Below are 13,925 nucleotides of genomic sequence, written 5' to 3'. Positions count from 1 at the left end.
AATTTCGTGTCTTTTTTATTAGGAATATGTGAATATGACTAAGTATTTAGTTTAGTCGTTTGTCATACATTAACTGGATTTGTATGCCGTAAGGATCTTCAATAATACCATATGCTTCACTAAATATATTTTTTTCTAGCGGAGAGATTATTTTCACATGCTTATCGGAAATTAAATTATTATAAAATCTTTGTATTTCTTCTAAATTAGCACTTTGAATGCAAAGTGACATGTTATTTCCAACGTTATAACGCTCATTAGGCTTCATTGTATCTTCTGCTATCATTAGCTTTGTATTCCCAATTTGTAAAACAGAGTGAGCAATATGATCTTTATTTTCACTTGTAATTTTAAAAGAACTATCTCTTTTCGCCAGCTCTTTGTACGTAACAATCATTAACTTTTTGGCGTCTAAATTACGTGTATAAAAATTAATTGCCTCCTTTGCTTGCCCATTCATTGAAAGAAAAATAGCTATTTCTAATGTCATAAAATTATAACTCCTTTATTAGTTAATAATTATAATATAGACTAAAAAGGTTTCAATACATGACACCTTTTTGGGAGGGAAATATGAAAAAAACTGAAAGAATAAATGATATGCTTATTTTCTTAAATAATAAAAGATATTTTAATTTAAAAGATTTAATGGCTAGATATGATATTTCTAAAAGTACCGCTTTACGAGATATTCAATCATTGGAAGAAATAGGTGTACCAATATATTCTGAACTAGGTAGAAATGGAAGTTATAAAATTATAGAAAATAGTGTGTTATCGCCAATTTATTTTAGTGTGGATGAAATGTATGCGTTATACTTTTCGATTCTTACATTAAATGGATACAAGACAAAACCATTTAATATAGAAAGTATTGCGCTTGAAAATAAATTTAAACATGTATTACCTGATAATGTGAGTAAAAATATTTCAATCATGGAACGAACGCTTTCCTTTGAAGTAACAAATCATAGTAATTTTAGTCCGTTCTTAAAAGAAATTTTACAGGGGATTTTTGCTGAGCGAGTTTATCATTTAACATATTTAAAAAAAGATGAGGAGAAAGTATTGGTCGCTCAATTTATTCGAATAGAATCTAAATTTGGCCAGTGGTATGCTAAAATCTTTAATTTTGAGACAAATAATGTTCAAATAATTAGATGTGATAAAATTCTTTCTATTGTGGAAACAAGCAATACTAATCCAAAAAATCTTGAAGAACTATTAAGTTATCTTACTACTTTTCACAGAAAGCCTGATGCAATTGATTTTAGTGTCATTGTTAATCAAAAAGGAAAAGACATTTTTGATAAAGAGAATTATCCTTCTATGAGGATACAAAAAGAAAATGAAAATTACATTATAACAGGCTATTTTAACAAGAAAGAATTTGATTTTATTTCAAGTTATTTTCTGAATTTCGGTGAAACGATTATCTCAATTCAGCCTGTTATGCTAAAAGAGTTAATCTATAATAAGGTATTATCTATAAAGCAGCATTTAACTTCGTTAAGATAAAGTTAGTTTTAGTCATTTTTTTTGACATGAAAAAGCCCTTGAGATTTAAATATCCAAAGGGTTTTTTTGTGATTTTATTTGTTCTTTAGAAAAATTATTTTTGCGGAACAGAAAGTCCGTAAAAGAACATCGTAACTATATTTTGTATATGTTTTTCTCGGTCACCTTCAAGAAGCTGTGCCCCGAAATCATCACCTAATTTAGTGAACATTTGAATGTACAGTAATATCATTTCTTTTGAAAGATGAGGATTAATTTCATTTTTGCGCTGTGCTTGTTCTAATATTTCTAAATACCAAGGCAGGATTTTCTCGTTTTGATAACTATAAATAAATTCTCGGAGCTCTTCGTCTCTTTGCATCATTTGTAGTAGCATATCAGGCTGAAATAATCCGCCCGTATTCATTTTTCTTACAATCATTTTTTGCATCATATCATGAAAAGGTAATTTTTCTTCTGCAAGATCTTTATAATATTGAAATTCAGATAGTATAAATTCTTGTATAAGTTCCCTAAATAACGCATCTTTACTTCCAAAATGGTTATAAATTGTAACTTGAGAAACGTTTGCTTTTTTTGCAATATGTTCTATTTTCACTTCATTAAATCCACGTTCTGAAAATAATACGAAGGCTGCCTCTTTAATGGCACGCTTTTTCTTTTCTTTCACTTTTTCAAAGCCATTCAATACAATCACCTCATTTAAAATATACAAGAAAAAATAATGGAAAACAATATTTTTGAAATATGGACATATAAATATTTCAAAAAGTTGTTGCGAATATGAAAGATGAGGAGTACAATGATTTTGAAATATCATACTTTAAATATTTCAAAAAATGAGGTGGACTTATGATTTCAGTTCAAAATGTTACAAAACAGTTTTCAAATGGAAAAGGCTTGTTTGATATTACATTTGAAGTGAAAGAAGGGGAAGTTTTTGGCTACTTAGGACCAAATGGAGCTGGAAAATCAACAACGATTCGTAATTTAATGGGATTTATAAAACCGACGGCTGGTAAAGCAACAATTTTCGGATTAGATTGTTGGGAAGATGCTGCGAAAATTCAAAGAGAAGTTGGCTATTTGCCAGGAGAAATTTCTTTTATTGAAGGAATGAATGGATTAGAGTTTTTAAATTTGATGCAAGGTATGCGTGGGTTAAAAGATATAAAAAGACGAGATGAATTGATAGAACGTTTGCAATTCGATGTGAAAACACCAATTCGAAAAATGTCTAAAGGAATGAAACAAAAAGTAGGTATAGTTGCGGCATTTATGCATGATCCAGAAGTGCTAATTTTAGATGAACCGACATCAGGACTCGATCCACTTATGCAACAAGTATTTATAGATTTAATACTAGAAGAAAAGCAAAGAGGGAAAACAATCCTTATGTCATCACATATTTTCACTGAAATTGAGAGAACTTGTGACAGAGTAGCTATTATTAAAGATGGACGTCTTGTAACGGTAGAAGATATTCATGATTTACAAGGAATGCGAAGACAAGTAATAGATGTAACAGTATCATCGCAAGAAGAAATCGAGTCTCTTAAACAATGTAATTTGCAATTTGAAGGGGTGAAAGGTAGAGAGGCGTCAATTATTGTGCAAGGAAACTATCAAACTGTTTTACAAATACTTTCAAACTATAATGTAACGGCACTTCAAACGAGAGCGACGGATTTAGAACATTTATTTATGCATTATTACGAGAAGAAAGAAGGGATAAAGCATGAATAAACAATTATTTTTAGCTAGTTTGAAAGAAACGCAAAAAAGTATTTTGAGTTATGCAGCTGGTGCGGCTCTATATTTATTATTAATAATTTGGATATTCCCATCAATGGTATCGGCGAAAGGTTTAAATGAATTAATAAGTGCTATGCCTGATAGTGTGAAAAAAATTGTTGGTATGGGAAGTCCGATTCAAAACGTAATGGATTTTTTAGCTGGTGAGTACTATAGCCTATTGTTTATTATCATTTTAACAATTTTTTGCGTAACAGTTGCGACCCACTTAATTGCTCGTCATGTAGATAAAGGGGCGATGGCATATTTATTAGCAACACCTGTATCAAGGGTGCAAATTGCAATTACACAAGCTTCGGTTCTCATATTGGGACTACTAATCATTGTATTTGTTACGTATGTAGCGGGTATATTAGGTGCAGAATGGTTTTTAAAAGATAATAACTTAAATAAAGAATTATTTTTGAAAATAAATGTAGTTGGAGGGCTAATATTTTTAGTAGTTAGTGCCTATTCATTTTTCTTTTCCTGTATATGTAATGATGAAAGAAAGGCACTGAGCTATTCAGCAAGTTTAACAATCTTATTTTTTGTGTTAGATATGGTAGGGAAATTAAGTGATAAGTTAGAATGGATGAGAAATATATCCTTGTTTACATTGTTTCGTCCGAAAGAAATTGCTGAAGGAACATATAATATATGGCCAGTAAGTATAGGCTTAACTGCTGGAGCGCTTTGTATCTTCATAGTAGCAATTGTAGTATTTAGGAAAAGGGATTTACCGTTGTAAAGTAGAAAGTCCACTGAGAAAGTGGGCTTTTTTCGTTTGTAAATTTGAACCGATATGTTTATTGTGTAGCAACCTAAAAGGATATTTATCTTTTAATTTACAAAATTATTCAAAAAGGTGAACCTTTTTATAGGCTCGTCCGTCTAATACGTGTAAAGTTTAATTAATAGAGAGGCTGAAACAGGAGGACCAATTGTGAAAGTAATTCCTTTATATAAGATGATTGTAAAAGAAGAAACGGATGTTTCTTTAGCAAAAAAGGGTAATCACGAGGCTTTTATGACACTTATACATACAGAAAAAGTAAAGATGTATCGCATTGCGAAGGCGATGTTACGTGATGAGACGAATATAGAGGATGCGATGCAGGCAACAATTTTAAAAGCTTATGAAAATATAAAAAAACTGAAAAAGGAAGAGTTTTTTCAAACTTGGCTCATTAGAATTTTAATAAATGAGTGTAATAATATAATTCGCTCTTATAAAAAAGTAATTGTAATTGAGGATCATGATAGTAATATGGTGGCGTTCGATCGATATGAAGATATTGATCTTTGTAATGCTATTCAGTCTTTAACGGAAGAACTAAGAGCGGTAACCGTACTTTATTATTATGAAGATATGAATCAAGAAAGTATTGCAACGCTTTTAGAAATTCCAAAAGGCACGGTTAAATCAAGATTGTCACGTGCAAGAGAACAATTAGAAGAGCGATTAAAGATGGAGTAGGAGGTGGTTAAAATGGATAAAGAAAAATCATTTGATGAAAAATTAAAAAAGAGAATAGAAAAGGATAATACTGTATTGCCACAGGCACTAAACGAAAAAATTAATGATACACTTCATAATCTTCCTGTAAAAAGAAAGAGTTATAGAGTACATATGATGTTTATTAGTGCCGCTGTTCTAACGCTGTCAATTGTATCTATGTCTGAGTTTTCTATACAGAGCTTTGCACAAAATGGAGGGATGTTTAATTATGTAAAGAAGAATGCGTTTTCTGATTATGAGAATGAAGAAGAAATAAAGTTGAACGTCAATTATCCAGATAAGGAAAAGATTCATCAAAAGATGCTTGATTCAATTGATCATTTCCAAAATGTTTCAGGGCAATTCGAAGAATATTCTAGCTCTACAAAAATTGCTACAACATATAAATATGCGATTGATACGGAGAAACAAAGTGGTATTTCATCTAAAGAAGACAAATTATCGAAAAAAAGCACGATTATTTATAACGAGGACGGAAAAAAAGAGTTTAATGATAAGAATAATACGTATAAAGAGACGAGATGGAGCCCAAAAGAAAGAAATAATGAACTATTAAAATTAAGCCCTACGGAAAGGTTATTGAGAAAATCAGGTGAGAAGAAACGGTATGATGACGGATATGTGGGATTCGCTAAGTACAGTATTCAATCAGAATTTGCGGATTTATTAATTCGATATAAAGATTGGGGTTATAAAGAAACGAAGTATCTTGGACTCGATTGCTACAAAATAGAAGGGGTAATAAACATAGAAATGCCTGTAAGTACATCTGAAGATTTGAGAGGGAAATTTGAAATGGTTGTAGAGAAAAATACGGGGATTATGTTGAAGTTCCTTAGTTTCCATGAAGGTATGATTCAATATTCGATTACGACTGAATGGATACAAATAAACAAAGGATTGAAAGAGAATGTATTTCAAAAGGATAGCACTAATTATGAAAAATTGAAAAACATATTAGATGAATAGAAAACGGAGGGAACTATATGGAGAATACCTCTCCTTCAAGAGAAAAGAAAAATAAACGAAAATATAAAAAGACAACGATAATAAGTGTATTGTTAGGAGTATTATTATTTGGCGGAGTTGGGTATGGTGCTTATGTATATATGAAAACTTCTAATCTCGTACAAAAATCTAATTTGAACTTGTCGCGTGGTGAAAAATCAAATTTACGTGAGAAAACTGTAAAGCCAATTACAAACAACGTTTCGATGTTAATTATGGGAATTGATGAAAATCAAGAACGGCAAAAGGGGTATAATGGTGCATTTCATACGGATGCATTATTGTTAGCTACGTTTAATAAAGAAGATAAGACCGTCAAGTTAACTAGTATACCACGAGATACATATACATATGTTCCAATCGAAAAGAAAAAAGATAAAATAACACACGCATATGGAAGTGGTTTCGTTAAAAACGGAAAAGATGGAGGGCCACAAGCTTCTGTTGAGGCAGTAGAAAAGTTACTGCAAGTGCCGGTAGATTATTTTGTGAAATTTAATTTTGGTTCATTTATTAAAATTGTTGATGGGCTGGATGGTGTTGAGGTAGATGTCCCGGTTGAATTTACTGAACAAAATAGTAAAGATGAACCTGATACGATTCACTTGAAAAAAGGGGTTCAAAAATTAACGGGAGAAGAAGCACTTGCTTTGGCGAGAACTCGTCATATTGATAGTGATGCAATGAGGGGACAGCGCCAACAACTTGTTATTGAGGCGATTTTAAGTAAATTAAAAAGTGTAGGGTCTATTACAAAACTGGAGAAAATGGTTGAGGCCGTCGATGGTGATTTTAAAACAAATTTAGCATTGGATGACATTTTATCTTTTTATAAATATGGTTTAGATTGTTCAGTTGAGAAGATTCAGCTAAATGGTGATGATTTATATTTACCAAATGGCCCAAATGGACAGCGTGTATATTATTATAATCCTAATAAAAAAGACTTACAAAATTTGAGTAATACACTCAGAACACATCTTGGATTAAGTGAGAAACAAATTGAGGAAAATTAAAGCAGATCTTATATCTGCTTTTTTTGTTTTTGTAGGAAAAAGATTTCTAAAATATACATTATTTATTAACGATAATCTACAGTCTGTTTATTAGAAAATATAATTAACACTATTAAATTAGTGTATATGTAACGATAAAAAACGATGTTGAAAAACTATATGGAATTTTTATGAATATTACTGTAAGAAAATAATTTTTTAAAAATTTTCAATAATAATACTTTACAAATTTTAAAAAATTAGTAGAATAAGAAGTAGTAAGAATCGTCTGATAAATATATAAAGAAAAACAGAATTATCAGAAAATTCTTAAATAGATATCGTTTAGAATTAGGGAGGGTACAGAAAATGAAAAAGAAAAAAATGAAAAAACTAACAGCAGTTGTAGTACCGGTTTTAGCAATGAGCATGGCACTAACAGCATGTTCTACATCAGGCGGAGATAAAAAGACAAGCACAAACTCAAGTGGAGATAGCAAGTCAGAGGGGAAATTAGCGGCAAAACAAGTTCTGAATCGAACAGTAACACAAGAGATTCCAACGATGGATTCTTCTAAATCAACAGATACAGTATCTTCACAAATGCTAGGGAATACGATGGAAGGATTATATCGTCTTGATAAAGATAATAAGCCTATTCCAGCTGCGGCAGAATCTAGCACGAAAAGTGAAGATGGTAAAAAATATACATTTAAACTACGTAAAGATGCAAAATGGTCAAATGGTGATCCAGTAACTGCGAAAGATTTCGTATATGCTTGGCAACGTCTATTAGATCCAAAAACAGCTGCTGAGTATGCATTTATCGCATTCCCAATTAAAAATGCAGAAGTGGTTAATAAAGGAGAAAAACCTGTAACTGAACTAGGAGTGAAAGCGGTAGATGATCTTACGCTTGAAGTTGAGTTAGAGCAAGCAGTACCATATTTCTTAAATTTAGTGGCATTCCCATCATACTATCCATTGAATGAAAAATATGTAAAAGAAAAAGGTGAGAAGTTCGGCTTAGAGTCTGATACAACAGTTTATAACGGACCGTTCGTTCTTAAAGATTGGAAGCATGAACAAGGATGGCAATTAAAGAAAAATGATCAATATTGGGATAAAAAGACTGTAAAACTTGAAGAAGTTAACTTCAGTGTTGTAAAAGAAGCAGCAACGCTAATTAACTTATATGATAGCGGTCAAGTTGACTTTGCTTTATTAAATGGAGAGTTCGTAGATAAATATAGAAATAAGAAAGATGAATTCGGAACATTTTCACAAGTAAGTACGTACTTCATTCGTATGAACCAAAAACGTGATGGACAAGATACACCATTAAAGAGCAAAAAATTACGTGAAGCAATTGCACTTTCTATCGATAAGAAAAATCTAGCAAATGTAATTTTAAATGATGGATCAAAAGAAGCTGACTTCTTAGTACCAAAAGGTTTAGCAACTGGACCGGATGGTAAAGACTTCCAAGAAACGTTTAAAAATGGTTTGAAGCCAGATGCTAAAAAAGCGGCTGCATCATGGGAAGAAGCGAAAAAAGAGCTTGGTAAAGATCAAGTTACAATTGAATTCTTAAACTACGATACTGGTAATGCGAAAAAAGTTGGAGAATATATTAAGGACCAAATTGAGAAAAACTTAAAAGGTGTAACAGTTAACATTAAACTTCAACCATTTAAGCAAAAACTAAAATTAGAATCTGAGCAACAATATGATATTTCATATGGTGGTTGGAATCCAGATTATGCAGATCCAATGACATTCTTAGATATGTTTGAGTCTAAGCATTCTCATAACCAAATGAGCTTCTCAGATCCTAAATATGATGCAATGGTGAAAAAAGCTGGTACTGAATTAATGGGTGATGCGAAAAAACGTTGGGAAGAGTTAGGGAAAGCTGAAAAAACATTACTTGAAGAAGATGTAGCGATTGTACCTTTATATCAACGTGGAGATTCTTATGTTTTACAACCAAATGTAAAAGGTGTAGTAAAACATAATATCAGTCCAGAATTTAGCTTTAAGTGGGCATACGTGACTGAAAAATAATAGAGTTGAAAAAGCATTTTAAAGTAGCTTAGCTACTTTAAAATGCTTTTTTTTAGTGAGCTTACAATACTAATTTTTAGTGCAGTTAAATAGAGAAGAATAAGGCGTATAGTACGTACATATAGTAGATGGGGGATAAATCATACTAAATTACGAAGGTGAAAATCAGAATATTTAAAATAAAACTATTTACAAATGTGAAAAAAAGAGTAGAATAATATTAGTTATAATTTTCAGAAAATTAATCATTAGCAAGGGGTCTCTCAAGGGTTGGTATTGTACATATAATTGGGGAGGATACAAAAATGAAGAGAAAAAAGATGAAAAAGTTAACAGCAGTTGTAGTACCAGTTTTAGCGATGAGTGTTGCATTGACAGCATGCTCTGGATCAGGCGGAGAAAAGAAAACGACTACTACATCTAATAGTGGGGAAGAAAAAAAATCTGATATTAAATATGCAGCGAAGCAAGTATTAAATCGTACGGAAAACCAAGAAATTCCGACGATGGACACTTCTAAATCTACTGATACATTAGGCGCACAAATTTTAGGGAACACAATGGAAGGATTATATCGTCTTGATAAAGATAATAAGCCTATTCCTGCTGCCGCAGAATCAAGTACGAAAAGCGAAGATGGTAAAAAATATACATTTAAACTACGTAAAGATGCGAAATGGTCAAATGGAGATCCTGTAACAGCGAAAGATTTCGTGTTTGGATGGCAGCGCTTACTTGATAAAAACACAGCTGCAGAATATGCGTTTATTGCTTATTATATAAAAAATGCCGAGGCAATTAATAAAGGTGAAAAACCTGCAACGGAATTAGGTGCAAAAGCGGTAGATGATTATACACTTGAAGTAGAATTAGAAAAACCAGTACCATATTTCTTAAATTTATTAGCATTCCCGTCATACTATCCATTAAATGAAAAGTTTGTAAAAGAAAAAGGAGATAAGTTTGGTTTAGAAGCAGATACAACGGTGTATAACGGACCATTCGTTATGTCTTCATGGAAACATGAACAAGGATGGCAGTTGAAGAAAAATGATAAATATTGGGATAATAAGACTGTGAAATTAGAAGAAATTAATTATAGTGTAGTAAAAGAAGTTGCTACGAAAGTAAATTTATATGATACAGGATCAATTGATTTCACACTACTATCAGGAGAGTTTGTAGATAAATATAAATCGAATAAAGATGAGTACGGTGAGTATGCAGAATCAAGTACATTCTTCTTACGTTTAAATCAAAAGCGTAACGGACAAGATACACCGTTAAAGAGCAAAAAGCTTCGTGAAGCAATTGCGTTATCAGTTGATAAAAAAGGTTTAGCAAACGTTATTTTAAATAATGGATCAAAAGCAACGGATCAATTGGTTCCAAAAGGGCTTGCGATGGGACCTGACGGTAAAGATTACCAAGATACGTTTAAAAATGGTCTGAAACAAGATACGAAAAAAGCAGCAGCTGCATGGGAAGAAGCGAAAAAGGAACTTGGAAAAGATCAAGTTACAATTGAATTACTAAGCTATGATGATGGAACTGCGAAAAAGATTGCTGATTATGTTAAAGATCAAATTGAGAAAAATTTAAAAGGTGTAACGATTAATACGAAAATTCAGCCGTTCAAACAAAAATTAAAATTAGAGTCAGCGCAAGATTATGAAATCTCTTATGCAGGTTGGAGTCCAGACTATGCGGATCCAATGACATTTATTGATATGTTTGACTCGAAGAGCCCGTATAACCAAATGAGTTATTCGAATCCGAAATACGATGAAATGGTACAAAAAGCAGGTAATGAATTATTATCTGATCCGAAGAAGCGTTGGGAAGCGTTAGGAAAAGCAGAAAAATTATTCCTTGAAGAAGATGCAGGATTAGTTCCTTTATATCAAACAGGAAGATCATATGTAATGAAACCGAATGTAAAAGGGATTGTGAAACACAATATCAGTCCAGAATATAGCTTTAAGTGGGCGTATGTAACTGAGGATGGCGGGAAAAAATAATATAGCGGCATTTTAAAAGTGGCTAAGCTGCTTTTGAAATGCTTTTTTTAGTATGTATAGAAGAATAGGGGATATTAAATATTAGGGAAACGGTAAAGTCACTGTTTAAATTCTACTAATGGATATTAGAAAAGAATTCAGCAATTGGATAGATAAATGATAGCAGAGATTTCATATTGATGAGAAAAATATAGAACTTAGCAATAGAGAAGAATAAGAGGAGATATGTTTACATATAGTAGACGGGGGATAATTCATATAGTAGTTAAAACAACAAGATACTATCATAAAAAAATAAATATTTAGAAAATTTACAAAAATACTTTACAAAACTCAAAAAGATAGTAGAATATTAATTAATAAGAATTTTCTGATAACGAAAGTTAATAGAGAATCTCTAAATGTTAATATCGTACATATAATTGGGGAGGGTACAAAAAAATGAAGAGAAAAAAGATGACAAAATTAACAGCGGTTGTAGCACCAGTTCTAGTAATGAGTATGGCATTAACAGCTTGCTCGGGATCAGGGGATAAAGATAAGGCAAGCACAACACCGAAAAGCAGTGAAAAAGAAGGCGGAAAATTAGCTGCAAAGCAAGTACTTAATTTAACAGAGAGCCAAGAGATTCCATCTATGGATTCAGCAAAAGCGACAGACCAAGTATCGTTTCTTGCTTTAAACAACGTAATGGAAGGTTTATATCGACTTGATAAAGATAATAAAGCAACACCAGGGGTTGCTGAATCATATAAAAAGAGTGATGATGGTAAAAAGTATACATTTACATTAAATAAAAATGCAAAATGGTCAAATGGAGACCCTGTAACAGCGAAAGATTTTGTGTTCGCTTGGAAACGTGCGGTAGATAAAAATACAGCAGCGGAATATGCATACATTATGTTTGATTTAAAGAACGCAAAAGCAATTAATGACGGAAAAGCACCACTTGATACGTTAGGTGTAAAAGCTGTAGATGACTACACATTAGAGGTAGAATTAGAAAATCCAGTTCCTTACTTTGTAGAATTAACTTCATTCGGAACATTCTATCCGTTAAATGAAAAATTCGTAAAAGAAAAAGGAGAAAAATACGGTTTAGAATCAGATACAACGTTATACAACGGACCATTTACATTAACAGACTGGAAACATGAAGAAGGTTGGAAATTAAAGAAAAATGCACAATATTGGGATAATAAAACAGTTAAGTTAGATGAAGTAAACTTTAACGTAGTAAAAGATAGCGGTACACGTGTAAACTTATACGAAAGCGGACAAATCGATCGCGCGGCACTTACATCTGAAATGGTTGACAAATATAAATCAAATCCAGATTTCTTTACACAAAAAACACCTTCAACGTACTTCTTGCGTTTGAACCAAAAACGTGGTGGGCAAGATACAGTATTAAAGAGCAAAGATTTACGTTTAGCGATTGCGATGGCGTATGATAAAAAAGGTTTAACAAATGTTATTTTAAATGATGGATCTACACCTGCAGATTACTTAGTACCAAAAGAATTTGCGAAAAGTCCAGATGGAAAAGACTTCCGTAAAGATAACGGAGACATTTTAAAAACAGATGTGAAAAAGGCAAAAGAGCATTGGGAAAAAGCGAAAAAAGAACTTGGAAAAGAGCAAGTAACCGTAGAGCTATTAAACTATGATAGCGATAATGCGAAAAAAGTAGGGGAGTTCTTAAAAGGTGAGCTAGAGAAGAACTTACCGGGCTTAACAGTGAATTTGAAAAACCAACCGTTTAAACAAAAATTAAAATTAGAATCGGATCTAGATTATGATTTATCTTACGCTGGTTGGGGACCTGACTACTTAGATCCAATGACATTCATTGATATGTTCGTTACAAATGGACCTCATAACCAAACAGGATATTCAAATCCTAAATATGATGAAATTGTAGAAAAAGGAAAAGGCGAACTATTAACGAAAACGAAAGAGCGTTGGGATAGCTTGCTGAAAGCTGAAAAAATGTTACTTGAAGATGCTGCAATTGCACCATTATATCAACGTGGTGATGCCCTTGTTCAAAGAGCGAAAGTAAAAGGTATTATTCACCATCCAGTTGGTGGAGATTACAGCTACAAATGGGCATATATTTCTGAAGATAAGTAAGAGAGAGGGCGCGCGATGCGCCCTTTTTTCTATGCACTTTTCTTCCTTCCTGGAATATATAAAATAAAAAAGGGAGAATTCCATGAAACGAAACACATACATCGATTTTCTAGCTTATTACGGAATAGGGAGTGCTCATCCTGGTGGTTTTACGTTAACAAAACAATTATTAGCTCAATTGCCACTTAGACGTGGAGCTAGTGTCCTTGAGATAGGTTGCGGCACGGGGAAAACAGCGGCGTATATGACAAAAGAATTGGGTTATAAAGTGACAGCGGTTGAAAAGAATGAAATTATGATTCAAAAAGCGCAAGATAGATGGTTGTTTGAAGGATTGAATATACAATTGATTCAAGATGATGTAGAAACATTACCTTGCTTAAATGATTCATTTGAGCTTGTACTTGGAGAATCTATACTAGCTTTTACAAATAAAGAAAAAGTTATCTCGGAGTGTTATCGTGTATTACAGCGGGATGGAAAGCTTGTTGTGATTGAAATGATTATTGATAGGCACATTGATAAGAAAGAGGAAGAAAAAATCGTGCAATTATACGGTATGCAAGAATTATTAACAGAAGATGAATGGATTTATTTATTTCAGAAAGCGAAATTCAAGAGAATTGCAGTTGCCGGTGGCGGTACAATTGCAGAAACAATTGCAGGACATATGGAAGAGCCAGAGTGGAATGTATCACCGTTTATTCCGGAAGAATTGTATGAGGCGTGGGTGCAACACGAACAAGTACTGCTTATGTATCAACATATTATAGGTCATCGTGTTTTTATTTGTGAAAAATAGAGAAAAAGAGTTGGCTAAGGGTAGCCAACTCTTTATTATAGTTAGATGAAGAATAATGCAGC

Annotated in this window: 12 protein-coding genes; 10 read left to right on the top strand and 2 right to left on the bottom strand. The window is 32.4% G+C overall.

All coding sequences use genetic code 11. The annotated features are described in order from the left end of the window. Positions 1 to 46: 46 nt before the first annotated feature. Positions 47 to 490, bottom strand: coding sequence for a VOC family protein (locus FT637_RS28500; RefSeq protein WP_193649106.1), 444 nt, complete (start codon positions 488 to 490; stop codon positions 47 to 49). 59 nt (positions 491 to 549) lie between these two features. Here FT637_RS28500 and FT637_RS28495 point away from each other — a divergent pair, with 59 nt between their 5' ends. Further along, positions 550 to 1,518 carry a helix-turn-helix transcriptional regulator gene (locus FT637_RS28495; RefSeq protein ID WP_193649105.1) on the top strand — a complete coding sequence of 323 codons (969 nt, stop codon included), beginning with the start codon at positions 550 to 552 and terminating at the stop codon, positions 1,516 to 1,518. Positions 1,519 to 1,612: 94 nt separating this feature from the next. Here the strand turns inward: FT637_RS28495 and FT637_RS28490 are convergent, their stop codons facing one another. Beyond that, positions 1,613 to 2,206 (bottom strand): TetR/AcrR family transcriptional regulator, encoded by a 594-nt coding sequence (locus tag FT637_RS28490; RefSeq protein WP_193649104.1) that lies wholly within the window; start codon positions 2,204 to 2,206, stop codon positions 1,613 to 1,615. Positions 2,207 to 2,370: 164 nt separating this feature from the next. Here FT637_RS28490 and FT637_RS28485 point away from each other — a divergent pair, with 164 nt between their 5' ends. The 9 genes from FT637_RS28485 (at position 2,371) to FT637_RS28445 (ending at position 13,863) form a co-directional block, all read left to right on the top strand. Beyond that, positions 2,371 to 3,264 carry an ABC transporter ATP-binding protein gene (locus FT637_RS28485; protein WP_193649103.1) on the top strand — a complete coding sequence of 298 codons (894 nt, stop codon included), beginning with the start codon at positions 2,371 to 2,373 and terminating at the stop codon, positions 3,262 to 3,264. Further along, positions 3,257 to 4,063, top strand: coding sequence for an ABC transporter permease subunit (locus FT637_RS28480; RefSeq protein ID WP_193649102.1), 807 nt, complete (start codon positions 3,257 to 3,259; stop codon positions 4,061 to 4,063). Before FT637_RS28485 ends, FT637_RS28480 begins: the two co-directional genes overlap by 8 nt. A 195-nt stretch (positions 4,064 to 4,258) precedes the next feature. Next, complete coding sequence (locus FT637_RS28475) at positions 4,259 to 4,792, top strand: RNA polymerase sigma factor (RefSeq protein ID WP_000864747.1); 534 nt, start codon at positions 4,259 to 4,261, stop codon at positions 4,790 to 4,792. 12 nt (positions 4,793 to 4,804) lie between these two features. Further along, positions 4,805 to 5,803 carry an anti-sigma factor gene (locus tag FT637_RS28470; RefSeq protein WP_193649101.1) on the top strand — a complete coding sequence of 333 codons (999 nt, stop codon included), beginning with the start codon at positions 4,805 to 4,807 and terminating at the stop codon, positions 5,801 to 5,803. A gap of 17 nt (positions 5,804 to 5,820) precedes the next feature. After that, positions 5,821 to 6,858 carry an LCP family protein gene (locus tag FT637_RS28465; protein ID WP_193649100.1) on the top strand — a complete coding sequence of 346 codons (1,038 nt, stop codon included), beginning with the start codon at positions 5,821 to 5,823 and terminating at the stop codon, positions 6,856 to 6,858. A gap of 348 nt (positions 6,859 to 7,206) precedes the next feature. Continuing rightward, the gene (locus tag FT637_RS28460) at positions 7,207 to 8,904 is read left to right on the top strand and encodes a peptide ABC transporter substrate-binding protein (protein ID WP_193649099.1); all 1,698 of its coding nucleotides are present in this window, start codon (positions 7,207 to 7,209) and stop codon (positions 8,902 to 8,904) included. Between the two features lie 305 nt (positions 8,905 to 9,209). After that, on the top strand, positions 9,210 to 10,925 hold the full coding sequence (locus FT637_RS28455; RefSeq protein WP_193649098.1) for a peptide ABC transporter substrate-binding protein: 1,716 nt from the start codon (positions 9,210 to 9,212) through the stop codon (positions 10,923 to 10,925). Between the two features lie 441 nt (positions 10,926 to 11,366). Next, on the top strand, positions 11,367 to 13,061 hold the full coding sequence (locus FT637_RS28450; protein ID WP_193649097.1) for a peptide ABC transporter substrate-binding protein: 1,695 nt from the start codon (positions 11,367 to 11,369) through the stop codon (positions 13,059 to 13,061). An 82-nt stretch (positions 13,062 to 13,143) separates the two neighbouring features. Next, on the top strand, positions 13,144 to 13,863 hold the full coding sequence (locus FT637_RS28445) for a class I SAM-dependent methyltransferase (protein WP_193649096.1): 720 nt from the start codon (positions 13,144 to 13,146) through the stop codon (positions 13,861 to 13,863). Positions 13,864 to 13,925: the final 62 nt, after the last annotated feature.

It is taken from the genome of Bacillus cereus, assembly GCF_015071065.1.
In the GTDB taxonomy this organism is placed as follows: Bacteria; Bacillota; Bacilli; order Bacillales; family Bacillaceae_G; genus Bacillus_A; species Bacillus_A cereus_BA.
This window is presented reverse-complemented; position numbering and strand designations above follow the sequence as displayed.

Bases quoted from the DNA above. Each gene is read 5' to 3' on its own strand.
- FT637_RS28450 (WP_193649097.1), top strand. From the start codon at position 11,367: ATGAAGAGAAAAAAGATGACAAAATTAACAGCGGTTGTAGCACCAGTT.
- FT637_RS28480 (WP_193649102.1), top strand. From the start codon at position 3,257: ATGAATAAACAATTATTTTTAGCTAGTTTGAAAGAAACGCAAAAAAGT.
- FT637_RS28460 (WP_193649099.1), top strand. From the start codon at position 7,207: ATGAAAAAGAAAAAAATGAAAAAACTAACAGCAGTTGTAGTACCGGTT.
- FT637_RS28495 (WP_193649105.1), top strand. From the start codon at position 550: ATGACACCTTTTTGGGAGGGAAATATGAAAAAAACTGAAAGAATAAAT.
- FT637_RS28470 (WP_193649101.1), top strand. From the start codon at position 4,805: ATGGATAAAGAAAAATCATTTGATGAAAAATTAAAAAAGAGAATAGAA.
- FT637_RS28445 (WP_193649096.1), top strand. From the start codon at position 13,144: ATGAAACGAAACACATACATCGATTTTCTAGCTTATTACGGAATAGGG.
- FT637_RS28465 (WP_193649100.1), top strand. From the start codon at position 5,821: ATGGAGAATACCTCTCCTTCAAGAGAAAAGAAAAATAAACGAAAATAT.
- FT637_RS28500 (WP_193649106.1), bottom strand. From the start codon at position 490: ATGACATTAGAAATAGCTATTTTTCTTTCAATGAATGGGCAAGCAAAG.
- FT637_RS28455 (WP_193649098.1), top strand. From the start codon at position 9,210: ATGAAGAGAAAAAAGATGAAAAAGTTAACAGCAGTTGTAGTACCAGTT.
- FT637_RS28485 (WP_193649103.1), top strand. From the start codon at position 2,371: ATGATTTCAGTTCAAAATGTTACAAAACAGTTTTCAAATGGAAAAGGC.